Origin of the sequence: Paenibacillus sp. FSL R7-0652, from assembly GCF_038595045.1 — a bacterium.
Lineage (GTDB): Bacteria > Bacillota > Bacilli > Paenibacillales > Paenibacillaceae > Paenibacillus.
Window position 1 is genome coordinate 1137572 of the sequence record NZ_CP152001.1, and the last position, 24641, is coordinate 1162212.

A 24641-nucleotide genomic window follows, 5' to 3' on the forward strand; every position below is an offset into this window, starting at 1 on the left:
TATGAAAAGAGGGAGTTACATGGGAGTAAAGCTAGATGTTGTGCCTTATAAATGGAATGATCATATGTGTTATATAGGTAAAGTTAGATACAAGGAACTTGAAAGTATAGTAGATATTCGATCAGATATTTCAATGAATAGAAAGATAGATGAAAGACGAGTGGATAAAATAAAACAGTATATTTTAAATGATATACCAGCTACATTTTTTCCACCTACTATACTTAATAGCAAAGCTGAAATCTCATATAAAGATCAAAATGTTCTGGAAGTGAAGCGTGGATGTTTTACTGTTATTGATGGACAACATAGGATAAAAGCCATCATTTCACTTATGAATGAATCTGGAAGTGAGCAAAGAGATTTACTAAATAGAATGGAACTTCCAATTTTTATTGTTGAAGGATTAGAAGATTATCAGCATAGAGACCTGTTCTACATGATTAATGAAACTCCTAAAAATGTAGAGAGTAATGTCTCAGAACGATTTGCTCCCAAATTAGAAAATCTGTTGGGTTTAAAATTCATCTCAAATAATAAAATGTTTCTTAATAGCATAGAATGGAATGATAAGCAGTCTAGGGAGAAGATAGTTTATTTACATATGACCGACTGCATTCGAGAGTTAAATCTTATCATATATCCGTTAATAAAAGATTGGTTTGATTGTGAGAGGGACCTAATTTATCAAGAGACAGAATACTATGGAATAATCGAAGGATACTGGCTCCGTTACTTTGAATTAATTGATACTCTTGGTCAAGAAGAGCAAGGTTTTTTCAGGAAAAAAATCACTTTAAGAGCATTGATTGAAAATTTATCCATTAGGATAAGAGAGCGACAGGAAGAATTACAAGCAAAAGCAGAAGATAAAGAAATCCTTATAGATCAGATAAAACAGGTTATTACAGATTCATTAAATGAAATGATTAATAAGATGCCAATTAGGTATACAGGGATGGAGAATGTCCGAAAAGATGTATATAAATCATTAAGGAACTATCTTTATTTTAATAGCCTTCTTCAATCATATACAGAGCAGATAATCAATAATATCATCATACAACAGATTTTGGAAAAAATATTTGAAGCATTTTATGATGAGAGGAAACTTTTAACGTTATCTACAACAGGACATGCAACCGACGGACAAATTTTCGAGGAGTATATTACTAAAATAATATCAAATAAAGAAGAGTTCCTTGAGTATAATGTTAGCGCAGTAAAAGAAATTGCAGCTACTAAACAAACAATAATGGATGAAATTTTAAGCTTGAGAAGAAAGGAATTGTGATATGTCAAAGACTAAGAATAGTTTCCTAACGGGATATAGAGAATTTCAGACAAGTCTGATTGTTTCGTGCAAACCAGGTTATAGTGAGAAAACATTACACGATATATTTGAGACAGGAAATTTTCATGAAGAACTTGAAGTTCTACTTAATAAGGAGGGTAAGATAATATTTATCACAATGTACCCTATAGATAATAAAGAAAGAAAGTTTGATACAAATAAAAAAAGATATTTAGAGAAAATTAAACCAGTTTGTGATTATATTTCAATCATTTATGATAATCAAACTATTGATTACATGAGAAAAATTTCAGAGAGTGTATATGTATTAGAACGTGAGTTTCGTACTTTAATAGAAATTATTTTCTTAAAGGAAAAAGGGGCAAACTGGTTTAAAGATTATTTTCACAATAAAGATAATGAAAAGAAAAGAACGATTAATCGAGACAACATCTTAGAATTAATTGATAATCCACTGGATAATTTAGATTTTGTCCATCTGAAAAATTTTGTGGAAGAAAGGATACGATTTTCTAGCTCTAGCATTTCCGACAGATTGAATATAATTGAAGATTTATTGACCTCGAATACTACTGTAGGCGGCACAAGGGATGACTTAGAACTTATGTTAGTTGAATTGAGTAAAATTAAAGAACATACACACTCTAAAAAAACAGAACTAAAAGTTTCAGAATTATATAAACATATCACTTCAGATTTAGCAAAAGAATGGGGGGAATTGTATAATTTTAGAAACCCTTGGGCACACAATCATTGCTTAATGACAAAAAGTGATCTTATAAAGTATGAGGAGTTAGCCTCTTCGGTATTAAAGAAAATTAGAACAGAAATAACCCTGTTAAGTTTATTAAATTCAGGAAAAGAGTTCGTGTTGGGTAGAGAGAAGTTAAAGCTCTCAATTGCCCATTTTCCAAGTTTAGGAACTTCATTCTGTAGAATGAAGCTGGAGTTTAACAGTAAAGGAACTCAGCATATATTAGAAGTTCATGAGGCAACTTATGTAGAGTTTTTTGAAATTATTGGAATATTATCGAGATTTGCTGGATTTAATTATAACCTGAATTTGGACCATCTTAGGATGAATCCTTTTATTCTAAATAAAATAGAGGAATACGGTAATAAACTTTTTTGTAATGAAGAGTTGTTATCAAAGTTAGATAGTAATCTCATAGAATTAGAAGGGTTATTAAGTGAATTTGATGAGAAATATGAACTGAAGAAGTTAGAAGGCGCGATGTTTACGATGAAAAATGATGTTGACCAACTTTTGAATAAAATTTTTAAACAAAACTGACAGGCCACGAGTCAGATGAAGTTTCAGTTTTATCTAAATCGTGACCAGAATTAAATTCAATTTATCTTACTAAACAAGTCCAACTCAGCTTCGCTTATATCAGCACTCAAAGTAATTCTAATCGTCTGACGAACCTCTTCCAATGTTTTCCCCGCGGCGATTAGAACATGACTTGGCTTACTAGAACTGCAAGCAGAACCTGAAGAGAGCGCAATGAGACCAGAGAGTTTTTTCAGCAACAACTCATTGTTCACACCTATGAATTGAAGACTAATTAATCCCGGAATTTTGTCGTGATCATCACTATTGAAAATAATTTTGTCTCCAAGATTAGTCTTTAATATATCAACTAGATAATTCTCCAATTGAGTCAGACGCTTGATGTTTTTTTCTAGACTAAGTGAAGAAAGTTCAGCAGCTTTGCCTAGTCCAACAATGTTGTGAACAGCAAGAGTTCCACTTCGATAGTTATTCTCCTGTCCCCCCCCGTGTAAAAGAGGGGTAAGACGAGTGAAAATCTCTTTCGACTGTTTCCGTATGATGGCGGCTCCTATTCCTTTGGGGCCGCCTATTTTATGTGCTGACATAGAAAGGAAACGAATTCCACTATGCTTCCGCAAATTAACAGGTACTTTACCTATGACCTGAGTCGCATCAGTATGGAAGAAAAAATTACTCGCTTCGAAAAATTCGGAAAGTGCGCTAATCGGATTTAACGACCCAATCTCATTATTTCCCCACATAAATGAAGTAAGCAAAGGTTTGATCTTGGTAACAGTTTCAGTAACATTCTGAACATTAACTCTTGCAAAACTATCCACTTCAAGGAATTTCGTTTGGTAACCACGTTCACCGAGAAACTCTACTGTTTCAAGTACAGAAGGATGCTCAGTAGCAGAGGTTAACAAATATTTAGAAGAATTGTTTTTATGACTATAATAATCAGCTACACCCTTAATAATCATATTGTTACTTTCAGTAGCCCCACTTGTGAATACAACCTCGTCTGGGTCACACCCTAAAAGTTGACCAACTTGTTCTCTTGCAGTAGCCACCGCTTTTTTAGCATTCTCCGCCAAGGAGTAAAACTTGCTGGAGGGATTACCAAACTCCTCTTGGAGATAAGGGAGCATTGCTTCCAAAACCTCAGGATGGATCTTTGTTGTAGCGCTATTGTCGAGATATAGCATTAGGATCACTACTTTCGTTAAGATAACAAATTACGAATGAATTTCTCATAATTTCCTGCCGTTTTATACTCTGAAGCCAACATTCGTATACCACGTTCCAAATGAGCATTAAAATAAGCGGGGAAAAACTCCTCATCTGTCAAATCGCAGCCTGCAGCCTGAGTAATCATCGCACGGAAGGCATAGTCATATTCACCAGTAACAGTACTTCGATTCAACACTAAACCATCTGTAAAATCCTTTGTAATAGGCACAATCTCAGTAGTGTTTCTTAGGGATAAAGCAACAGCATACCGGATCAGGATATTAGGTGTGATTCCAGTAGAGGCATGAAGCTGCGTAAGAATTTCTTTAGCGTATTTTGATGTTTTTAAAGTGAAATTCATAATTATTTTACCGCCTCTCTAATAATATCAAAGTAGCGGTCTTTCATGATAACTGCACTTTCTTTAGAGGCATCATATTCTAAGGTGTAACAACGTGCCGTAATTTCTTCAATCAAAGGAAACTGCTCTGAAGTTATTTCAGAGTCCGTTGTAAACATAAGGACTTGTTCTCCACAACGAGGAATAAAATGTTGAATAAGTGATTTTTTGTGGTCTTGATCCAATCTCCCCATGAGTGTATCAAATACAAAAGGCAGCTTCCAACCGGATACTCGAAACATTGCCAATATGACAGTGAGCATGAGCATTTCTTTTTCTCCAGCAGATAAGCGCTCTTTTGAAATTTCTTGATTCATTAAGTTGTACAGCTTTAATTCGAAAGAAGTGTGGTCGATGTGAATTCTTTTTATTAAACCTTTCTTTCGGAAGAGTACGTCAATCATACGTACTGTTTCATTAGCTACATCATCAAGTTTTTTACGCCATTGCCGTTCTCTGAAACGTTGACTAACTGTCAGTAATTTCTCAGTCATTTCATATGACTTTTCTGATTTATGATATTCTCTAATTTTTTCTTCTACTTTATCTTTTTGAGACAGCTTAGTGTGCAAGGCTTCTGTAAGATTATTAATTTCCGATCCAAGCTGTTCAATTAATATCTTGTGTTGTTCAGATAGTTTTGTTTTTTGCTCGATACGTTCAAGAAGTTCCTTAAACTCACTGGCCTGATCATTGGTTTCCAATTTAGTCCTTAGTTCTTGAGATTCTTTTAATAGCAGAGCATTCTCATCAAAGCGGTTAATGTAATCTGTAATATTAAGAGATTCAAGTTGTTTATTCAAATTATGAATCTCGCTACGTTGCTCAAAAGATGCACGATGTATTAATTCCGTTTGATTCGGTTTGATTAAATCCAGGATACCTTCAAAAATGGACTTCATTTCGGAACTTTCAATTTCTTTAGTTTGTCCAAGAGTACTAGTCAGAAGTGAAGTTAGTTTGTCTTGTTTAAGCGTATTCGCAGCATACTCATATGACTCATATTGTTTTTCTGCATTTAACTGATGATCCACTTGTTGGAGCTGTTTTCTTGCTATAAAAAAGGGAAGAAGGGAAGAAACGAAATGGCGAACATGTTCTGAATTTGCTTTGCGTTTGTTTTCAATCACATTGATCCGTGAAACAATTTCTTGTCTTTTTTCTTGTAATAAGCCTCCGTGAGTCTCAAAATCTTTTTTATCTTGTTTAATTACATGATTCAGATTGTTGATCTCATCTTCATATGAAATTGAAAGTAGCTGCTTTTCTTCAATGGTCTCTTGGAGCTGCCTAATTTCATTCTCAAGTTTCTCATACTGAGCAACTTCTTCCGCTGCATTAGCATTTTGCTGAGCATATTGCATTCGATATGTGTTCAGATCTTTTTCAAGATTCACAAAGAGATCAAGATTGAAAAGAATTTTACCTGACTCTTTCAAGTATTCTGGAATTTTTTCTTCTGAAACGATCCGTGATATCTCTTCACCATCAAAAAGACAAAGTTCGAACAATTTTGGAGGCATTTCTTCCCTTAAACGACTCTGAAAATCAGAAGTCTGTTGTGCTGTTAAAAATTGATTGTCTCTTTTTACTGAAAAACTCTCACGAATACGATCATTCTTTATTCGCCAGCTTCTTACTAATGAATATTCATGCAATTCGAAATCCTCAGTTGAACTGTAATCGAGAGTAATCTGAAATTCATCATTTACATTTTCATTAATTGCTTTACGATTGAGCAATGTTCTAATTTTACGATAGTAGGGTTCATTTTCTGTTACAAAACCATATGCCATTGAACCAAATAAAACGATTCTTAAAGATTCTAATATTGTTGTTTTACCAGCGCCATTTTTACCGCCAAGTAGAATTACATTACGGTTAGTTGTTGTACGAAAATCAAATTTATTAAGCTCTCCATGGTAAGCTCCTATATTTCGAAGAGCCAGTTTTTGAATGTGCATTGATTTTTAATCCACCTTTATAAATGTAAGAAATCTTGTCTGAGTGTTTTATCAAATGCCTGGAATAAACCTCTTCTAACCTTTACACCTGAATATTCTTTTTCAACAGATATTAACTCTTTAAGCAAATTAAGATTGACCCCTTCTTCTTGACAGAGAGATTCAAGATCAGTAACCTGATCTTCTTTGAAAACAGGACGATCATTTTGATGCCAGTCGTAGGAAATGCCTGTTTCTTCTTCAACAATTAGTGGAAGTCGATCTTCCCACTGTAAGTCATCATGCCAGTATTTACGAATCGCCTTAAGTTCTTCAAATGTAATCAGTTCGACATTAGGATCATGCAAGCGGCGTATTTCTTCCTGAGTTTGCAATAGCTTTCTCAGGATTTCTTCACGTGCTTTCATTGTAAACGGACCAACACCAAAGCGTTTTGGAGGAGCATCTGGATTTGAATCATCAAAAATTAAAACATCCAATTCTTCAACTGAGGCAAGATCGATATTGTTTTCTTCAATGAAATGTTTGATTTCAGATTTGTAGATTCTTGGATTACTCAGATCTTCAGGATCTATACCGCCTAAATTGTTCGTTAAATAGACTTCGCCATTCATACGATGTTTTTGTCTTTTGGTACGATCCTCTCTGATTTGAACTAGGAAGTTTCTGAAATCATATAAAGGTCGTAACCAGTCCACGCCATTGTTAATAAACCCACTTAAAGCCTTATCTTCACTAACAACTGTACAAGTCCAACAACCGAAACGGCTATTGCCGCAAGATCCTGCACTTTCTTTTACCTCTTTATCTACGATGAGAGGGCATTCACTACTTGAATCTTGATAGAGTTGAAGTAACTCATTATTATCATCGCCCCAGGGCGATTCATGTTGCAATAAAAATTCCCATACATCATCTAGATTGTAGGAGCGGATCGGTGCAAAAACAAATGCATTACGAAGAGTAGAATGACGCATTAAATTTGATCCTTCTATAGTATGAGATTGCATTACTCCTGCTCTTGTAGAACTTTCTGAATCGCGAACTCCTAGTAGCATAACGACTTCACCAAACTGATCTACCTTATCCAAAATAAAACGGTTTGCAGGTTCGATTTTCAAGCGATCTGTGCACCATCTGAATTTTTGACGAGGAGTAGGGTACCCTTTTCCAATAATAGAGGCCCAAAATGTTTGTTCAACTTTTGGACGTACTTTGTGAGTTTCGATAGGCAAACCTATTGCAAGTGCTTTGTTTTGTATGCGTCCAAGAGTTCTAGTGATTTTGTCAATAATTAGTGGTGTTTCTACTTGCGTATCGGATGAAATTACGTATACCTTTTTCTTCAGAAGAGAAGGTTCCAATTCGGTCAAGGCTTGGAAAACCAGCTGTACAACTGCTGTGGAATCTTTTCCTCCACTGAATCCGACGACCCACGGCCGCTCATCAGATAAATAGACTTCTTTAACAAGCTCTTTGGCTTCTATAAACTTTGTTCCTGTATCAAATATATTAAACATCAGCAGATATACCTTCTTTTATTTTATTTTCAATTTTCTGCTCGGCTTCTGTGAGGGGGAGACCAAGTTTGATTTTTATAAGATTAGCAGTCAATTGAATGGTCTCATTAGTCTTATTGATACGTCCAGTTTGTCCGTAAGCTCGCCCTAGCCAATCCGTTTTATTATCTCGACTCCAGTCAATTTTTGAGAACTTTTTAACATATGAATCCCATTCATCTGCATGATAACGATAAAGATAGTGACCGACTATACCAACAGCTTCTAGAAATACACCATGAGCGACAACGGAGCCAATACGAAGATCTCTTGGAGAGGTTCGTTTATTAAATACATCTTGCCATTCATTAATAGAAACACAAAGAAGAGCCCAAAAATCGGATACGAATTTCTTCTCCGGTTCCGAAATCAACTCACCTTTACGTTTTCCTAAAAGCCTACATATTGTATTAAATATGTGATTCAGTGCAAATAATTTTGGAGAATTTTTAGACAAAGAAACTTTTTCACGATCTGTATAACGTTCTAACAATGGGATTTCATTAATTAGACTTTTGGTAATCAAGGATAGTTGATCTCGATGATCATATAAAATTCCGATCGAAGACGTAGTGTTTACCGCATGACGGTTCAGATCCGAAAACATTTGCTGGGAGCGCACCAGTCCGAGATCGTGAAAGAAAACTACAGAAATTGTCTCATCACCAAGTTCAGGTGAGATTTTGAGAGCTTCTTCAATAGCTGCTCGTCTATGTTGACCGTCATTAATGAGAAATTGAGCATCTAAAGAAATATTTAAATAACCAAGATCCTTAAACTCTTCCGATTGTGACTGGAAAATTAGCTCGCCGTTTACTGATGCAGTTAACGAAGAGAAAATATAATCTTTAGGATTCTCAAGAATATAGTTTGTAATATCCGGAATTCTTGATTTATTCATTAAGCGTTGTGCACGGTGGTCGGCCGGAATTTCCTCCTCATCAAAAAGGAATATCCTGGGTATTAACTTCAATGGACACATTACTGTATAGAAATCTCTTCCAGCTTGAATCCCGCGAATTGCTGGAAAACTATAACTAAAATTCATAGGCATCCTCCTATTTTACGTACGTAATAACGTAGAATGTATATTGATTTTATCGTAATACGAACGAATGTTCAATGTCTAAATTACATAATAAAGTAAATATAGTACGTAATTACGTGAATAAAAGATGAAGACATAATGAAATAACGAGGTACATTCGATCTTCTTAGATCGATGTACCTCGTTATTTTAGTTTTTATCGTAAGTATCGAAGATTTCCGTAATGACATTAAGCACCATCAGAGTGTGCTTAGGTTCGTGGGTTCTTAGAAGAGAAATAATCTTAACAATATTTTCATCATATTGTGAAAGCTCTTCACGCTCTTTAACATATGTAAATAGTTCGTATACGCCGACATCTAGGGCAGCAGCAATCTTCTCTAGATTTTTCAATGATATGTTTCGTTCTGCTCTTTCGATAAAACCAATGTAACTCGGATTAAATCCCGCATTTTCAGCTAATACCTCTTGAGAAAGACCTTTAGACTTTCTTAGATCTCTGATCCTCGCGCCCACCAGTTCCAAAAGTTCAGACATATGAACACCTCTCTTTAATTAGAAGTGTAGAGAAAGAACCATGGTTATTTAACCAATAGAAAATAAGTTATTTGTAATAAAAACTACTATGTAGTAATATTTCAGTTATATCTTGTCCAAAATAACAAAAAATCATAACAGGGTGTTCAATGTATTGTGATTTCTAAACTAATATATTGAGGAGTTGATTGATATGAATCACGTTTACTCCTACACGAATCGGCAGAATGAAGAATCTGCTATTGGCCTGAATGATAGTTCATCTCTCTTAAAGACTGAGGCAATTGAATATCAGAAACTTTCTAATCATCACATCAAACTTGCCAACATTATGCATAGTCACAATCAATTCCAAGCTTGTCTCATCCTCTGCGATTGGGCACTAGCTTGCAGGGTCAAGGCATTATATATCCAAAAGTATCATGCAGTACATCCACCGAAGGAGCTCACCATGAATGAGATTTTGCCTTTAGTGCATACGGATACTGAGACCGGGCTCGATATTGCTTTGTTTATTGGTACGATTCAACATATATCTTCCTTAGAGAAGTTTGATCAAGGGCAGACAATAAAACCAAATTACATTAAGAAGCTACTTCAACGAACAGAAGAAATATTGAAAGAGTTAGAAAACCGATCAAATTAAGAAACATCAGAGCTAGCATAATCTAGAGATCCAATGTACGTTTAGGATGACTAGGTTTCTTTTGAAAAGGGTTCGCTAAATGTACTTAAAGATAATTTTTTTGGGGAATAAAATTAGAATATTGGGCTGACCATATATGAAATGCTTCTTCTAACATGTTAAAATCTTGTTTACTTTATTGAAAATTCCAGGGAGTGAAATTGAATAGACCATAGCAACTACTACATGCATATGAGGGTAATCAACAACGATGGTCAAGTCAATATCTGAACAATTGCTCCAATAACTCTAGGCAACCATTAAGGAGAGTGCAACATGGCAGATTTCGTTAGAGAAGTAAATTCGTTAGTACAGAAGAGGGAGAACTTACATCCTGATGATCCAGCAATTCAGTTAATATGGCATGACTTGGTGAATTTGCTAAAGAGCAATGAGGAAAGTGCGATAGCATTTTTAGAGCAAAGAAGTAAGGAAACGGAATTGTATTGGTTATGTGAGATATTTGAGGATTTGTCTGCCGAATTTCAGAGTCGAGCATTTATACATTGTCTTCTAGAGCTGCAAAAGAAATATCCCGACCTGGATATGAAGCAAGATATCGAGTACGCGATTCAATCCATAGAAGAATAACGGATTGGAGTGAGATGATGAGAGTTCAGCTTAAAGATACAGTAACATTACAAACCAATTTATCATTGGATCGAAGCTACATCGTTTATGAAATAGAATCTACGGCTTCAGGAAATACGTACTATAGAATTGAAAATGATGCGAAGCAGGTTGTTCCGTATGATTCGATGTTATTTGATGTAGTTTCAGATAAACTATATGGTGACTGGACGGTCTTAAACAAGTCTAATCAATCATCTGCCAGAGTTCCCGGAGAGTTCGCTTATACCCCATTTTGGGAAGAGTTTTATAGTGATGATCCAAAGGCTCTACGCGCTTTTAGAGAAGTTAAGGCCAGATATTATCTCGCAGAATTAGAAGCATTCGAAATTAAAAATATTCTGGAGAGTAACAACGAAGATGAGATTGACTTTGTTTTTAATATGTTAATACGCGCGAAGTGTGACACGTTCATATACCAAGTAATTCAGTTTGCCAAAACAAGGCTGGTAGAGCAGATCTATTCAGAGGATGATTTGTTAATAACTGCATTCGAGTATTTGAGTTTATTCAAAGAAGAATATATCCACGCATTTTTTATAGACTACTTAACCAATATTGAGCTTGGAAATGATAAACTAACCCAAATTGTGAGTAGTTACTTTGCTTCGTAAAATAAATGGAAAGTAGATATAGGGGAAGTGGGAATCTGCTAGAGGTTGGTGGAGAGGATGTCAAAGAGTATTTATCTAAAGAACAAAGAAGAGTTACTGCCACAGGAACTTATGGCTTATACATTGGCCAAATTAGGATCTTACGCATGGAGTAGGACAGAGATGTACAAACCCAATCGGATATATGAGCGTCCTGCTGGTTTTTATTTCAGATTTCACGATGCCGATCAGGTTTACGAACAATTAAAGCCATGTATTGAGGAGTTCAAAGGTAACTTGAAATGGATAATTCATGTAAGTCCTGTAACCAGACATCAAAATTATGTTGTTGAACCTGCTGATGTATATTATGCGAAACAAGCCGAGACATATCAGGTTAATATGGAGCTGCGGGATGTGCTTCAAGCGTCGTATGAGGACATCTGTGAACTGGCAATTCAAGATATTCCTCTATTATGCAACCATATTGAGCAATGGTTTGAGCTGGAGCATAAACAACTCTATCCACCTACCATACCGAATTAGTGAGTAGGGGGAGATTCGTTTGTCACCTAGATTCATTCTGGACGCTATGATTTTCACTGCATTTATACTGACCAAAGGAGTTTTGGACATGGGAAAGTATGTATCTGTTAGAGGTTGGCTGGAGTGTGATGAGCACACAGTTAACGAGGTGAAAAAGATAAGGGATGACTTCACAGCGAGTTCTAATGAAGGTTTACTAGATGAAGATAAATTAGCGCTGTATCAGTTGGGCTGGACATTCCCGGAGAAGCAAATTAATTGGACAGCTTATGTATTTTATGGGGCAGATGTCAGAGAGTATCATCTTGATTTTATGAGGAAACAGCTTTCTGAGATGGCTAACATTCGAGATGTAACAGGATATTTTTTAATCGATGATCATGATGGAGATTATCATCTGTGCTGGCAGATATATGAGAATAAGATTGTTGAGAGTGAACAGCAGAATATCGTATTTAACAAATAAATAAGTTTAAATCAAAGGCCCGCCTCAACTTCTATTAGAGGAGTTATGGACTGTGTGCGCGGATAGGTAATAAACATAAGACTAACAAAGAAAAGCTTATCTAACTTCGTCTTGGCGAAGCAGATAAGCTTTCTTTAAGTGCATTTCGAGTAAATCAATCTCTACTTCTTCGCAGCCGGAACCAGCGTTTTAGCAATGCGAAGCAGCTCTTCATCAGAAATGTTACCTTTAGCGTCTCTCAGCATGTAATGATAAGCATACTTGGTTTTAGGATCTTCATATACCCATATGAACTCTGATGACTCGCCGCCATACTTCCGCTGGATGACATCCCGCCCGTTAATTTTAATCTTATGACTAGTGACTTCCAGGCTTTCTTGATACGAGGCAGTGACTGTACCGGTGTCCTGACTGTTCAGAATGTCCAGAGCAACTTCCTTTTTACCGCTGGTGTAAGTCAGGGTGGTGAGCCAGAACTCGTCTGTAAAAGGAACAGGCATCAAGGCGTAGTCTTTTCCTGAAGCCTGAGCTTCCAGAAGAAGCTTGGCGGCGATGTCTTGTTTTTCCGTCTCCGAGAGCTTGTTGAGGTCCATACCGTGTTCCATGTGCACCTTTGCCTTTTTGAACGTATAGTTTTCTTTTCCTTTGCCAGCAATCTCTTTAGCTAGAGGTTGGCCCGGAACTTTAACCATCTTTTGCAGGGTGGTGAAACTTTTAATAATATGAGAATTTGCTTTCAGGTAGAGTTCCTGATTCGGATTATTAGGCACGATGTAGATGATCGCTGCTTCACCTGGTTTAATCTGATCCACCCAGATGTTATTCATGAGACGGATTCTTTTGTCATCGTCTTCGGTACGTTCAGAGACGGTGTGGGTCATTGGTTTTTCTTGAAAAAGCACATCTCCGCTACCGTTGGTCAGAGACTGGTATTTCACGGCAGCAAATCCGGTTGACGCGGTCAACAATAAACCTAGAGCAAGCAGTAAACTGACTTTGTATTTCACGAAAAATCTCTCCTTTGGTTTTGGCTCTACTTCAAGATAAATTTGGCTCATTACTCGGTGATGCAGTGCAGTATCTACGGGTTCGACTCTTTGAAATCGGGATTTCAGGTCGTGCCCAGGGTCCAAGTGCTCCAATGGTCTTTCCCTCCTAACTCAGGATCAGATAACATCTTGTCCTTCCCCCCTTCTTACACTTGGTATAACGGAACGTTGTGCTGGAGATGTGACAATTCAATAAATAAATATTGTAATTTATGGTTTTATTTAAATTGAAAAAGAATAGAAGAAAGGCTTATCACGCTTCAAAGGATTGAAGTGGATAAGCCTTATTTTTCATATAACGTGGATGAAGAAAATTAATTCCTGGATGCTGGAATAAGAGTCTCGGCAATATGGATTAATTCTTCCGGAGGAATGACACCTTCACGAACACCGAGCGTGTAGTGGTATGCATACTTGGTTTCAGGCTCCTGATACACCCACATTAATTCTGTAACATCCCCCCCGTATGTTCTCGCAATCACGTCCTGTCCGTGTATCTTGATTTTACGGCTGGTGGTATTCAGATTATCGTCATAAGAAGCGATCAGTGGTCCGGTATCCTTGCTGTTCATCACGCTTAGTGAAATCTCATTTTTACCGTTGGTATAAGTGATGGAAGATAGCTGGAATTCATCGGTGAATGCAACCGGCATGAGCGCATAATCTTTCCCGGCAGTTTCAGCTTGAAGGCGCAGCTTGCGGACCAAGGCATCCTTTTTCTCATCCGAAAGCTCATATAGATCCTGCTCATATTCCATATACACGCTGGCTTTCTGGAAAGCATAGGTACGTGAAGCTCCCGAGAGCTCTTGATACAGTGGTATGCCCGGGACATGAACCATCTGGTTTAATTCCTCAAAGCTATCGATCATGAACGGGTTTGACTTGATATCAAACTGATGATGTGGATTATTCGGTACGACATAGATCAGTGCGGCTTGCCCCGGTTCAATCTCATTCACCCAGATTTCATTCATGCGATGAATACGTTCCTGCTCTTCTGCATCAAGCTCATATATATGATCAGCAGACAGCGGTTTTTCCTCGAAAAGCACATCCCCATTGTCGTTAAATAACGACTGATACTTTATTGCCGCAAATCCGGTGGATACGGTCAGCAGCAGCCCAACGAGGAGAAGCACACCGACACGATGTTTAACGAAGAACCGTTCTTTTGGGACAAATTCCTGGTTAATCTTGTGCATGATCCGCTTTTGCAGGGTCTGGTCAAGCGGTTCAACCTTTTGAAATAGTGCTTTCAGGTCTTGTCCGGGATCGTTGTGACTCATTTGGCTTTTCCTCCTCTTGACTGACGTAGTTCTTTCTGAATTTAGCAGCAGCTCGTTGAAATTTTTTACGAAGGTAGGCGGCATTCTGGTTAAGAATAAGGCTGATATCGTTGTAACTTTTGTCCTCGACACAGCGCAGAATCAGCAGACTTCGTTCTTCTGCGGACAGCGCGGCAAGGGCGTGTAGGACAGCCGGATTATAATATTTGTGATCAATCGCTTGATCGACATGATTGTTCTCCCGGTCATTTTTGTACAGAAAAGGCAGTAATCTCGTGACCTTGCGCTTGCGAAGCATATCAATGGAATGATTATAGGCAATGCGATACAGCCAGGCTTCAAAAGGCCGGTCAGGCTGATAGGTGTGCAGTCCGCGATAGGCTTTCAGAAATACCTCTTGGCTGCAGTCCTCCGCCTCTCCGTAGTCCCCCAGCATGTGATAACAGTAATTGAAAATGAATTTCTCACAGCGGATGACAATCAGGGCATATCTATCTTTATCCCCCTGCAGCACATCCGTGATGATCTGATGAATTGGTTCTTCCAAGTGATTCCCCCCTCACATATAGTATGACGGAACGAGAGGGGAGAAATGTGACAGGTGGGATAAGGAAAAGTTAAGGAATGATCTTTTTTGTTACAATACTGCTTCTCTTACATCCCATTTTGATACCAAACTGAAACAACATATAACGGATAATCAAGATATAATGCATATAACTTGAAAAATAATCCAACTAATGGGTGGGCATTTTACGATATTAAGCAGGCTGTATAACAACCTGAAGTGAGGAAATACATTATGAGAAAATATTTAACCCTCGTATTAATCCTGCTGATCTTTGGATCAGGAAGTATAGTCTGGTACGAATTACATGATGCTTCGGGCCAGACAATTCATAACGCAGCACTTGGACAGGGGAAGACAGATTTATCTGCTCTGCCTAGTGAAATCGAACTTTACAGTGAGGGTAAGACATTAAAACTGCCTCTTGAGGATATTCCTGAATACAAGAATTATTTACTTCATGAAGAAGATATCCAATCGGAGATTGATCGCACTCAATTCGTAACCTTGGACGTACCTTCCATCGCGGAAAAGATTAATTTGTTGAAGTATAATTGCGGAAATAAAGACTGTTCAACCATTTTGGTGAAATCAGACGGGAAAAAAAATAAAAGTTTGAATTTGCCCGCTGGCATATTTCAAGATTATAAACTTTCTCCTGATCATACAAAGGTATTGATTCGTTACGCATACAGTGAAGGTTCACAAGTCTATAAACAACTTGCTGCAGCAATTGATCTACAATCATTTCAATGGATAGGATCCTCTTCTTCCAAACTCGAAGAGCAGTTTATGCTAACACCAACCTGGCCGATCATTTCGTATTATTGGAAAGATAATAACCATTTCATTATTGAAACTGCGGCATTAGAAACGAATGAATACACTGCTTTAGAAAGATGGTTTTCATCTGAAGATCGAAATACCAAGAAAATAACGATCAAGATCGATGCATCCAAGCGACTGAATAAATATTCTGGAGCAGGGTCACAAAGCTTTGAGTAAAAGCTAAGGTTAATGTATCAGAGACAATGTGGACGTTCTTTAGTAGATGAGATGAGACATCAGCCAAGTGTTGATGTCTTTTTGCTATTCTAATTCAAAAAAACGTTTCTCTTGTTTAAAACAAATGTACGCAATGGAAATAAATGTAGTATAATAAATAAGAACAAATGTTCCTGTTTGGGTTGTTTTTTCTAACACAAACGACGCTTTCTCATATAACAAGAGAAAAAGGAGGGGCACAAGATGAGTACCCTGGAGAAAGCGACGTATGATTATGTGATCGATCGAGTGCAATTAACATTTGAGGATTACCGGGAGAAACACCCCGATTTGTTTCGTGATCCGGTTATCATCAATTTTTTCAAACAGGAGAGTAATCGGCAATTGCTGCTGGGTTTCATCAATGGAGAGTACGACAAGGAAAGAGCACTCAATGAGTCTTTCCGCACGTTTTATTTTCACATTCGTTTTGTTGCCTATGTCACTTCTTTGCTGCAGTTTATGAGCATTGATCAGATGCGGCGTAATCAGCGTTATGCTGCCCGAAATGTACTGATCTATGATAAGCCATCCTCTGATGAGTCGAGTATGTCTATCGGTGAAGCAAGGAGTACTTATCAGACTTCCCTTGATTCTGCCCATTCGAACAGCAGCGTGCTGCCTCTGAAGGAACAATTGACAGATGATCGGTTGGAGTCCGCCTATGAGAAATTAACAGATAAACAAAAGCATGTAACAACGTTATATTATGGGCAAGGTTACCATGATCATGAAATTGCAGCGGAGCTTCAGGTCAGCCAGCAGGCTGTAGCCAAGACAAGGGGTAACGCTTTGAAAAAGATGAGAACGATGTTAGTAGGGGAGGGGTCGTAGATGGAGAGCAGCCTAACTGAAGCTTTTCGAGCTAGACTTAGTCAAGTCGGAAGTCCGGTTATGATGACATTGTATTTATTTATCCGTTTTGAGAAAAAGCTGGACGAGTTGTTCGTTAAGTTGGGCAAGTTAACAGAAGGTTTCAACGTGGTGATTAAAGATGAACAAAGACAGTATTGATTTTTATGAAGCAGTTCGGAAAGCACAGAATGGGGATCAAGAAAGTATGCAGCAGATCATTGATGCATTCGAGCCAATAATTCAGCGGTTGAGATATCAGGTTCGTCCACAAGAACGTGATGATTTGTCTCAGAGCATTGTAGAGGGACTAATGATAAAAATTAAAAACTATAATTTAGACAATGTTCCTACATATGCAGAGTTTTGCAGACAAATAATGGATAATAATAGATAGATATGAAACAAATGGACCGCATTTAACGTCTAAAGCTTAAACCATGCTGCGAAACAAGAAAGGAAGGGCTTCTATGAAAAAGATAATGATCTTCATCGCTGCATTATGCGTTGTAACGGCAGCCGGAGCTTTGTACACATCCACGAAAGTTAGCGCAGCCGGAGCTCAAGAGTACACGTTAACTGTAAATGGAAGAGCAGTTCAGGTTAATACCGCAGAGCAGATGCCTTTTGAGCATAAAGGCACGGTTATGGTACCTTTGCGAGCGACAGCTGAATCGCTTGGGTATGAGGTGAGCTGGATCGCAGCGGAGAAGGCCGTGCGTGTTGAAGATCGCATACAGTCTGTTTTATTGAAGCAGGGCAGTACACAGGCCAAGTTTACGGGCAAGTTAAAAGTCATCAATCTGAACCAGGATGTAGAGCTGCCTGTACCCGTTCAATCTAGGAAAGGCATAATGTATGTGCCTACTGCCTTCTTTGAACCTTTCTTCAATGAGGTTGTTATAAAAGAAGGGAATATTTCCATATCCGCGCAAATGTCCAGCATTCAATAAGCATGATGCTGCTCCAAGCCAGACCTTTGAAGACGTCCCTGTTTAATGGAGCAGCAGTCTGTCTAGAAGGTTTTTTCTTTTTTAGGGAGTTAGGGATCACTTATTTTTCCAAATAGACACATGTTTCAAAAAACGCTTACAAAATTTCAATTCTGCCCTACCTTTTCGGCCCGGAAGCTGAGATAATGGGGATGGCTAATCCCGAACCGGGATTTTAGACGATATAAGAGATAGCGGTTACAACCCGCTTGCATATGAAATGGGAGGAATAGAGATGACCACACAGGTAACAGAACTCATTCAGTCGAAACAGGGACAGGCTTTGCTTGCGCAAATGTATGGACCACAGCATGCCGAGGAACAGGGCGCACGATACGTGAAACTGGATGCTTCATTCCGTGAGCATTTTGGTGAGCAGGAGCAGGTGCATTTGTTCAGTTCTCCGGGACGCAGCGAGATTGGCGGCAATCATACGGACCATAACCATGGTAAAGTCCTGGCCGGCAGCATTACACTGGATACGATTGCAGTGGCAGCGGCGACAGACGATTCCGTAATTACGTTTTACTCCGAGGGATATGATAAAAAGTACGTTATCGATCTGGCAGATTTAAAACCAAACAACAATGATGACGGTACAACCGGATTGATTCGTGGTATGGCTGCGGGATTTGTAGAGATGGGATATCAGATCGGCGGATTCAAGGCAGATATCTCCAGCAACGTATTTGCTGCTTCCGGTGTAAGTTCTTCTGCTTCCTTCGAAATGCTGATCTGCACGATCCTGAATCACTTCTACAATGATGCCAAGCTGGATGTGGTTACGCTGGCGAAGATTGGACAGTATGCCGAGAATCATTACTGGAACAAACCATCCGGCCTTCTGGATCAGATGGCTTGTGCGTATGGCGGCCTGATCTCGATCGATTTTGCCAATGCGGCTGAACCTGTGATTGAACCTGTGGAATGGAATTTCCAAGAGAACGGATATTCCTTGGTCATCGTGAATACAGGCGGCAACCATGCCGATCTGACAGAAGATTATGCGGCTGTTCCAAACGAGATGAGAGCCGTTGCGAAGGCACTGGGTGCTGAATATGTTCGCGAAATTACAGAGGAGAACATCTATGCGAAGCTGCCTGCGATTCGTGAGGATGCTGGAGACCGGGCGGTACTGCGTGCACTGCACTTCCTGGAAGAAAATAAACGCGTGGACGGACAGGTGTCTGCGCTGCGCGAAGGACGTTTTAATGACTTCTTGTCCTTGATCACTGCATCCGGTAACTCGTCTTGGAAATGGCTGCAGAACGTGTATCAAAGCGGGGCAGTTCGTGAGCAGGAAATTTCTGTGGCACTCGCATTGACGGAGAACTACCTGAGCAATCTTGGCGATGGCGCATGTCGTGTACATGGTGGTGGATTTGCAGGAGTTATTCTGGCCATTGTACCCAATGAAAAAGCAGATGAATATATGAACTGGATGCGCGGTATGCTGGATACTCCAGTTATTGTCGTTAACGTGCGTCAGCACGGTTCAATCTGCTTGAATGCCGTTCTGAAACAGGCATAAAAGTAAATACAGCTAAAGGCGGTTAAGAGGGAATTCCTTCTTGACCGCCTTTTTGCTCATTTTTAATTCATTTGACCCAGAAATACACACAGCTGTTTATTTACTTCTGGAATTCCGGCAGGTCCAGGGTATCATTGGGTGCTGCTGAAAATGCTGTGATGGACTCAACCAGAAAATGTAAAAAACTCTCATCGCCAAATTGGCGGAAATAAGTGATGTACCGTGAATCCGTCGTATAAACCGCTGCAATGCAGCGCAGTATCTCGGCATCACAGGTCATGAAGCGGGAGAGAGCACTTGCCCACTGCTGAACAACCTCTTGTACTTCTTTCGCATCAGGAGGGAAGCTTTGATGTGCTGCCAGCTTTTGAAATACTTTTTCCAGATCTGCACCAAATTGCTGATACGCTTGTTCTTTTTCTACTGCAGAAAGTTTGGCTGTATTGGCTTCATATTCCTGAAACCTCTGTGTTTCTCCATAGATCAGCTTCGCTTCGGATTCATACTGTGTTTGGATGGACTGAATAGGCGAGTCGCTGAACAGCTCCAATTGAGTAATATCTGTCCCATCCACATAATTGTCGAGTTGACGTATGGTGGCTTCAAGCTTTACTTTGCGTTCAACTAGTGCAGCCCGATGTGTCCGCAGCATTTCCCTTTGTTCATCGATGGATCGTTTCAGCGCGGACGCAATATCCTGCAGTGAGAAATTCATTTCTTTGAACAGCAGAATGGTCTGCAGCCTGCCGATGGCTTCCTGATCATATAGCCGATAACCGCTCGCTTCGACTTTACTCGGTTTGAGCAGGTTGGTCTGATCATAATAATGCAGGGTGCGCTTGGTAACTCCCGTAATCTGCATGATTTCTTTAATGGTGAAATATCGTTTCTTCATGCCAAAAGTCCTCGATCTCAGCAAGGATTGCACTTGCCGGTGTAATGGTGGCTTCCGTAATCGGCTGGCCCGTTTTGTTCAGATAATATCGAATCAAGTGATACCCGCAGGCGTATCCAGCCGCATACGGCATGCCCACAGGTGTAAAGTGCTGCAGACTTGCAAGCTCGTCGCCGTAAAGATACGGATGAATCTGATCAAATCCGGTCACATGTAACTGATCTTTGATCTTCGGTTTAATAATGGTGTTTAACATGTTCATATCTGTCTTGGTAACCCATGGCCCAAGCAGCTCCTCCCCGTACAGGAAAGCGGCAAAATTCTCTGCAAGACCTTCGCTGACAATCATCTCTCCAAGCGTAATTGCCTGATTCCACTGGATATGCTGGTATCTCACATTATGATTGCACTCATGAGCAAGCACGGATGGAATGCGAGGTAGAGTATACGCGTTTGGGACGAGAGTCGCAATAATATAACCGGGGATGCCGCCATCTCCGCTAATACGTTCATTCATTGCGAGCATCGGGCTCTCCGGATTGCCTAATAAAATGGTGTATAAATAATTGGACACGTTAAGGGGGATGCCATCCTTCATAAATGCACCCAGACTTGCCTCAACCGCCTCATGACACTGCTTCCAGAATGCCTCGGAAGAGATGGCCGTCAAAGATTCGTTTATGTCAGATGTGATCGCCTCAGGGGCGATATTCATCCAGTTGTTCATGGTGAGCACATCGAATCCGCCAGGTTCCTGAGCGTGGAAAGGGATGTGCTGTGTATTCCATTTTCCCATAAAAGGACGAAGCATCTCCTGACGGTACAATTCCACTTTTTCCGCCGGTTCAGCTCGTATGATGCTGCGGTAGACCTGATTTGAACGTAACGCCGTTATTTTTATAGACATTTAATCTGCTCCTTTGTACTTGATTAAGCACATTATCCGGGATAACGTTACGTGACAGTCAAGGATGTCTGCGTAATAAAAATCCGAAACCGCTGTGGGTTCCGGATGGGTTGGTTTTATCTGAGGGGTTACAGGGCGAACCTCATACTTATATCGATGGATGCTGTTTTTCAGGCACATTGCGCATTTTGGATGCAAACAGGAAGCAGGCCGCGATGTAAACGGCACTGAGTAGCAGATAGGGCAGCTGCAGAGAGAAGAGACGATCAAAAAATGTTTCGCTCATCCGAACGAGTAATCCACCCAGCAAGGTGCCGATGGCACTGATGCCAAAGGACAGAAATCGAAACACGCTGCCTACACGCCCAAGCAGTTCATTAGGGACGGAGCGCTGCAGGATGGATGAACGGGTCACGTTGTAAACAACGATGAAAAAGGCCGCACAGAAGTATAGACCGCCGACAATGTAAGCATTGGAGGTTAGACCCACTGCTCCATACATCAGCCCCATCGACAGAATGGATAACAGAATGAGCTGCTTGGAACTCCAGCGTTTCCGCATGTAAGCCACAGCCTGACTGCCGAGTATGCTGCCGATCGTTGCAATCGAGATCAGGATGCCGAAGGCATAAGCTTCAAGTTTCAGCACCTCGCGTACAAAGAAAATCTGAGTCACCAGAATCATCGAAAACATCAGTGTAATCGTAACCGACAAAATGGCCAGACCCCGTAGAAAACGGTCTTGAAACACATATTGGATGCCCGACCACATCTCACGTCTCCAGTTTTTCATTGGACGAGCTTGGTGCTCTGACTCATCTTCGGTTGTTTGCTTAGAAGCTTCCGCTGCTTTTTCCTGAGCCTGGGAAGCTTTCGAGTTCGCAGGCCGGAAGCTGCCGCGTATACCCATTAATAAGAGCAGGGAGATGACAGCCGTTACCGTGTCGATGGCAAAAGGATAGACGATATGCATCGTAATAATAAATCCTCCGAGGGCTACGCCCAATATATCGCTGGTGATCAGCTGTCCTGCTGTGAATTGGCCATTGGCCTTTTCCAGCTTTTTCTCTTCCACCATCTGAGGAATAATGGTCTGTACCGTGCTGTCAAAGACAACCCGGCTCAGACCGATACCGAACATAAATAAGGCAAGCAGCGGTATGCTGATCCAGCCTCCCCAGATACATATCGTTAACATCAATAAAAACATCATGCGGGTAAAACTGGCTCCAACCAGCATATGTTTGCGTGAATACCGGTCAATAAGCACTCCTACCGGAAGGCTGAAAATGAGCCAGGGCAGCCGTAAAGCGGTCATCGTAAGGGATGCATATAACGTATCTGCTGTAAGAGTAGAGACAAGCCAAGGTACAGCGGCCAGAGTTAATCCATCTCCTAGAAAAGTAAGAGAAAATGCGCCGAACAGCTTGGCGTAATTATGTTTCGCAGCGTTGGATTCAATCTTCATTACTTCCTCCGTTTCGTAGATGCAGGTCGATTTCTTTTTATGAGGCAGGATAGGGCTGTGAATTTGCTATAATACCAATGTATGTTATTGTAAAATGGATTTCAATCCTGATTTTGTAAGCCTAATCGATATATGATCTCCATTTTCTTAAGATCAAACTTTTTGCATTTTGCCGTGTTATATTTAATTGAGGTATTAGCCACGATAAGGAATTAAGCATTCTAATTATGAGGAGGATTGACATGAGCACGCCGCATGTAAAGATCCGTCAGGAAGAGGCTCGTTTATATAAGGAACTGCGCGGTATTTTAGAGGACGTACCCGAAGGGAAAGAGCGGGAGCGGGTGATGAGCCGTATGATCCGTCAGTTGAAGTTTGCCAAGTGGTGTAGAGAGTGTTTGAACCCGATCAGGAACTCATGGAGCAGTGCTAAACCGGGGAAACTCTGGATATGGATCGCCACTGGAGCACTTGCGCCTGTTGTATTTTTCTGTGCATTTATCTGGGTATCCCTTTGGGTGGAGTAAGGCAAGGTGAGAGCAAAAGCGATCAGGGCAACATATCCTTCATCATCCTATATTTGTAATAATATTCCTTTATCATTCATGTTGTTATCTAGGCATAAGAAATAAAAAAAAGTTAGAACCGGCAGATGTAAATCTCCGAGTCTAACTGTTTGTTTTGGCCATGAGAGGGGTACAAGCCCGGCTTTACTTTTTATTGATCTTGACTCATGATCTTGACGGCTTGACCTTCTACATATTCATGGTAGTCGCGAAAACTGTTGATATGCTGAAGAGCGTCCGTCTTCGCGGATTGAATTTTGATTTTTCCCGTCTTTATCGTGCTTTTCATCTGGGTAAGAGCGTTTTTGGAGCCTTCGATATCTCCTGACATATCTTGAATACGCTGAAGCAGCGTAGGGTGGCCTTCATATTGAAGCATCTCGGCGAGAGGTCTCATCTCTTCAAGTTTTTGGCTTGAACGTTCCAGTGTCGTCATGACCTGGTCTCCATCGGTACTTGCGCTCAGGGAAACCATGCGATGAATGTGATCTTTCTCCATGCGTTCGAGAGCTTCAAGATGAGAGGCTTCCAGACGTTTGGGGTCTCCCCAGCTTTGGGCCTGTTCCGTCTGGCGAGACTCACTCACTGCCGAATGGTTTGTATTATTGTTACCATTGCCGCATCCCCATATTAAGGAGGTGCAAGCGAGGATGGTACCAATGACTGCTGTGCGTTTTAAATTCATGCAGTCCACTCCTTCCGTATTTTCCTGAAGGTAGTATGAGCTAATACTTCCCAAAACATGCCTATCTCAGGCAGCTTTCTAAACAACTTTTTATATAATTAATAAAATGATTGGAAAAGGGAGGAAACATGACGATTTATAAAAATCCATACTGGCGCTGGGCGATTATACTTATGTATCCTGCGATCATTTTCATGTTCCAAACCTGGGGACCTATTTTGGATTCATGGATTTTTCCTGTATTTTTTGCCGCCTTGTTTTGTTTCTTGTGGAGTGATGTGAAAGACATGCTGGCTTCAACAACAATGACGTGGGTCGCCGCCATTCCGGCGTGGTGGTACTTTATCGAACGTCCCAAACCTTCCTTCGGCGCAGAAAATTTTATCGCCCATCTGTGGTTGATCGTGCTGATGTATATCATCTTTGTGTGTATCCCGCAACTGCTGATTCTCATTACACGAATAAGAGTAATGCATTATTATGGGAAGTGAGCTGGAGAAAAGAAGCACAGTTGTTTTATAAAAAAAATTACTATGACGAATT

General features: G+C 39.9%; 28 protein-coding genes. 15 read left to right on the top strand and 13 right to left on the bottom strand.

Features of this window, described 5'->3' with window-relative positions; translation table 11 throughout:
* Nucleotides 1-19: 19 nt before the first annotated feature.
* Both MKY97_RS05025 and MKY97_RS05030 read left to right on the top strand, forming a co-directional pair.
* A complete protein-coding gene (locus tag MKY97_RS05025; protein ID WP_342554407.1) occupies nt 20-1294 on the top strand; it encodes a DNA sulfur modification protein DndB in 1275 nt (424 codons plus the stop codon).
* A 1-nt stretch (nt 1295) separates the two neighbouring features.
* Complete coding sequence (locus tag MKY97_RS05030; protein ID WP_342554408.1) at nt 1296-2609, top strand: hypothetical protein; 1314 nt, start codon at nt 1296-1298, stop codon at nt 2607-2609.
* 56 nt (nt 2610-2665) lie between these two features.
* On the opposite strand, the gene MKY97_RS05035 is transcribed toward MKY97_RS05030, so the two are convergent.
* The 6 genes from MKY97_RS05035 to MKY97_RS05060 form a co-directional block, all read right to left on the bottom strand.
* Nucleotides 2666-3799: an aminotransferase class V-fold PLP-dependent enzyme gene (locus MKY97_RS05035; RefSeq protein WP_342554409.1), complete on the bottom strand. Its 1134-nt coding sequence runs from the start codon at nt 3797-3799 to the stop codon at nt 2666-2668.
* Nucleotides 3800-3816: 17 nt separating this feature from the next.
* Nucleotides 3817-4185: a DNA sulfur modification protein DndE gene (dndE, locus tag MKY97_RS05040; protein ID WP_342554410.1), complete on the bottom strand. Its 369-nt coding sequence runs from the start codon at nt 4183-4185 to the stop codon at nt 3817-3819.
* A gap of 2 nt (nt 4186-4187) precedes the next feature.
* The gene (gene dndD, locus MKY97_RS05045; RefSeq protein ID WP_342554411.1) at nt 4188-6188 is read right to left on the bottom strand and encodes a DNA sulfur modification protein DndD; all 2001 of its coding nucleotides are present in this window, start codon (nt 6186-6188) and stop codon (nt 4188-4190) included.
* A 17-nt stretch (nt 6189-6205) separates the two neighbouring features.
* A complete protein-coding gene (gene dndC / locus MKY97_RS05050; RefSeq protein ID WP_342554412.1) occupies nt 6206-7708 on the bottom strand; it encodes a DNA phosphorothioation system sulfurtransferase DndC in 1503 nt (500 codons plus the stop codon).
* Nucleotides 7701-8795 carry a DNA sulfur modification protein DndB gene (gene dndB / locus MKY97_RS05055; protein ID WP_342554413.1) on the bottom strand — a complete coding sequence of 365 codons (1095 nt, stop codon included), beginning with the start codon at nt 8793-8795 and terminating at the stop codon, nt 7701-7703. Before dndB ends, dndC begins: the two co-directional genes overlap by 8 nt.
* 189 nt (nt 8796-8984) lie before the next feature.
* Nucleotides 8985-9332 (bottom strand): helix-turn-helix transcriptional regulator, encoded by a 348-nt coding sequence (locus MKY97_RS05060; protein WP_342554414.1) that lies wholly within the window; start codon nt 9330-9332, stop codon nt 8985-8987.
* Nucleotides 9333-9525: 193 nt separating this feature from the next.
* On the opposite strand from MKY97_RS05060, the gene MKY97_RS05065 reads away from it, so the two are divergent.
* From MKY97_RS05065 to MKY97_RS05085, 5 genes are all read left to right on the top strand, one after another.
* Nucleotides 9526-9978 carry a hypothetical protein gene (locus MKY97_RS05065; protein ID WP_342554415.1) on the top strand — a complete coding sequence of 151 codons (453 nt, stop codon included), beginning with the start codon at nt 9526-9528 and terminating at the stop codon, nt 9976-9978.
* Nucleotides 9979-10293: 315 nt separating this feature from the next.
* Nucleotides 10294-10608, top strand: coding sequence for a hypothetical protein (locus MKY97_RS05070; protein ID WP_342554416.1), 315 nt, complete (start codon nt 10294-10296; stop codon nt 10606-10608).
* A 14-nt stretch (nt 10609-10622) separates the two neighbouring features.
* Nucleotides 10623-11261, top strand: coding sequence for a hypothetical protein (locus MKY97_RS05075; protein WP_342554417.1), 639 nt, complete (start codon nt 10623-10625; stop codon nt 11259-11261).
* A 162-nt stretch (nt 11262-11423) separates the two neighbouring features.
* Entirely contained in the window at nt 11424-11786 is a 363-nt protein-coding gene (locus tag MKY97_RS05080) for a hypothetical protein (RefSeq protein ID WP_342554418.1), read from the top strand.
* An 88-nt stretch (nt 11787-11874) separates the two neighbouring features.
* Entirely contained in the window at nt 11875-12252 is a 378-nt protein-coding gene (locus tag MKY97_RS05085) for a hypothetical protein (protein WP_342554419.1), read from the top strand.
* A 161-nt stretch (nt 12253-12413) separates the two neighbouring features.
* On the opposite strand, the gene MKY97_RS05090 is transcribed toward MKY97_RS05085, so the two are convergent.
* From MKY97_RS05090 to MKY97_RS05100, 3 genes are all read right to left on the bottom strand, one after another.
* Nucleotides 12414-13259 carry a DUF4367 domain-containing protein gene (locus MKY97_RS05090; RefSeq protein ID WP_342554420.1) on the bottom strand — a complete coding sequence of 282 codons (846 nt, stop codon included), beginning with the start codon at nt 13257-13259 and terminating at the stop codon, nt 12414-12416.
* 356 nt (nt 13260-13615) lie between these two features.
* Entirely contained in the window at nt 13616-14590 is a 975-nt protein-coding gene (locus MKY97_RS05095) for a DUF4367 domain-containing protein (protein WP_342554421.1), read from the bottom strand.
* On the bottom strand, nt 14538-15137 hold the full coding sequence (locus MKY97_RS05100; protein WP_342554422.1) for a sigma-70 family RNA polymerase sigma factor: 600 nt from the start codon (nt 15135-15137) through the stop codon (nt 14538-14540). The genes MKY97_RS05095 and MKY97_RS05100 overlap by 53 nt, the downstream gene beginning before the upstream one ends.
* Nucleotides 15138-15392: 255 nt before the next feature.
* Between MKY97_RS05100 and MKY97_RS05105 the strand changes: the two genes are divergently transcribed.
* The 6 genes from MKY97_RS05105 (at nt 15393) to MKY97_RS05130 (ending at nt 19577) form a co-directional block, all read left to right on the top strand.
* Nucleotides 15393-16163 carry a hypothetical protein gene (locus MKY97_RS05105; RefSeq protein ID WP_342554423.1) on the top strand — a complete coding sequence of 257 codons (771 nt, stop codon included), beginning with the start codon at nt 15393-15395 and terminating at the stop codon, nt 16161-16163.
* A gap of 243 nt (nt 16164-16406) precedes the next feature.
* Nucleotides 16407-17036, top strand: coding sequence for a sigma-70 family RNA polymerase sigma factor (locus MKY97_RS05110; RefSeq protein ID WP_342554424.1), 630 nt, complete (start codon nt 16407-16409; stop codon nt 17034-17036).
* A complete protein-coding gene (locus tag MKY97_RS05115) occupies nt 17037-17216 on the top strand; it encodes a YvrJ family protein (protein WP_342554425.1) in 180 nt (59 codons plus the stop codon).
* On the top strand, nt 17197-17451 hold the full coding sequence (locus MKY97_RS05120; RefSeq protein WP_342554426.1) for a helix-turn-helix domain-containing protein: 255 nt from the start codon (nt 17197-17199) through the stop codon (nt 17449-17451). Before MKY97_RS05115 ends, MKY97_RS05120 begins: the two co-directional genes overlap by 20 nt.
* A 73-nt stretch (nt 17452-17524) precedes the next feature.
* Nucleotides 17525-18007: a copper amine oxidase N-terminal domain-containing protein gene (locus MKY97_RS05125; RefSeq protein ID WP_342554427.1), complete on the top strand. Its 483-nt coding sequence runs from the start codon at nt 17525-17527 to the stop codon at nt 18005-18007.
* Between the two features lie 274 nt (nt 18008-18281).
* Complete coding sequence (locus MKY97_RS05130; RefSeq protein ID WP_342554428.1) at nt 18282-19577, top strand: galactokinase family protein; 1296 nt, start codon at nt 18282-18284, stop codon at nt 19575-19577.
* Between the two features lie 100 nt (nt 19578-19677).
* Here MKY97_RS05130 and MKY97_RS05135 read toward each other — a convergent pair whose 3' ends face one another.
* The 3 genes from MKY97_RS05135 to MKY97_RS05145 all read right to left on the bottom strand — a co-directional run bounded on the left by MKY97_RS05135 (nt 19678) and on the right by MKY97_RS05145 (nt 22847).
* Nucleotides 19678-20472 (bottom strand): MerR family transcriptional regulator, encoded by a 795-nt coding sequence (locus MKY97_RS05135; protein ID WP_342554429.1) that lies wholly within the window; start codon nt 20470-20472, stop codon nt 19678-19680.
* Complete coding sequence (locus MKY97_RS05140) at nt 20447-21373, bottom strand: DUF2268 domain-containing protein (protein WP_342556237.1); 927 nt, start codon at nt 21371-21373, stop codon at nt 20447-20449. The genes MKY97_RS05135 and MKY97_RS05140 overlap by 26 nt, the downstream gene beginning before the upstream one ends.
* 154 nt (nt 21374-21527) lie before the next feature.
* Complete coding sequence (locus tag MKY97_RS05145) at nt 21528-22847, bottom strand: MFS transporter (RefSeq protein WP_342554430.1); 1320 nt, start codon at nt 22845-22847, stop codon at nt 21528-21530.
* A 242-nt stretch (nt 22848-23089) separates the two neighbouring features.
* Here MKY97_RS05145 and MKY97_RS05150 point away from each other — a divergent pair, with 242 nt between their 5' ends.
* Nucleotides 23090-23374, top strand: coding sequence for a hypothetical protein (locus MKY97_RS05150; protein ID WP_342554431.1), 285 nt, complete (start codon nt 23090-23092; stop codon nt 23372-23374).
* 190 nt (nt 23375-23564) lie between these two features.
* On the opposite strand, the gene MKY97_RS05155 is transcribed toward MKY97_RS05150, so the two are convergent.
* Nucleotides 23565-24098 (bottom strand): hypothetical protein, encoded by a 534-nt coding sequence (locus MKY97_RS05155; protein WP_342554432.1) that lies wholly within the window; start codon nt 24096-24098, stop codon nt 23565-23567.
* Between the two features lie 128 nt (nt 24099-24226).
* Between MKY97_RS05155 and MKY97_RS05160 the strand changes: the two genes are divergently transcribed.
* Nucleotides 24227-24589 carry a hypothetical protein gene (locus MKY97_RS05160; RefSeq protein WP_342554433.1) on the top strand — a complete coding sequence of 121 codons (363 nt, stop codon included), beginning with the start codon at nt 24227-24229 and terminating at the stop codon, nt 24587-24589.
* Nucleotides 24590-24641: the final 52 nt, after the last annotated feature.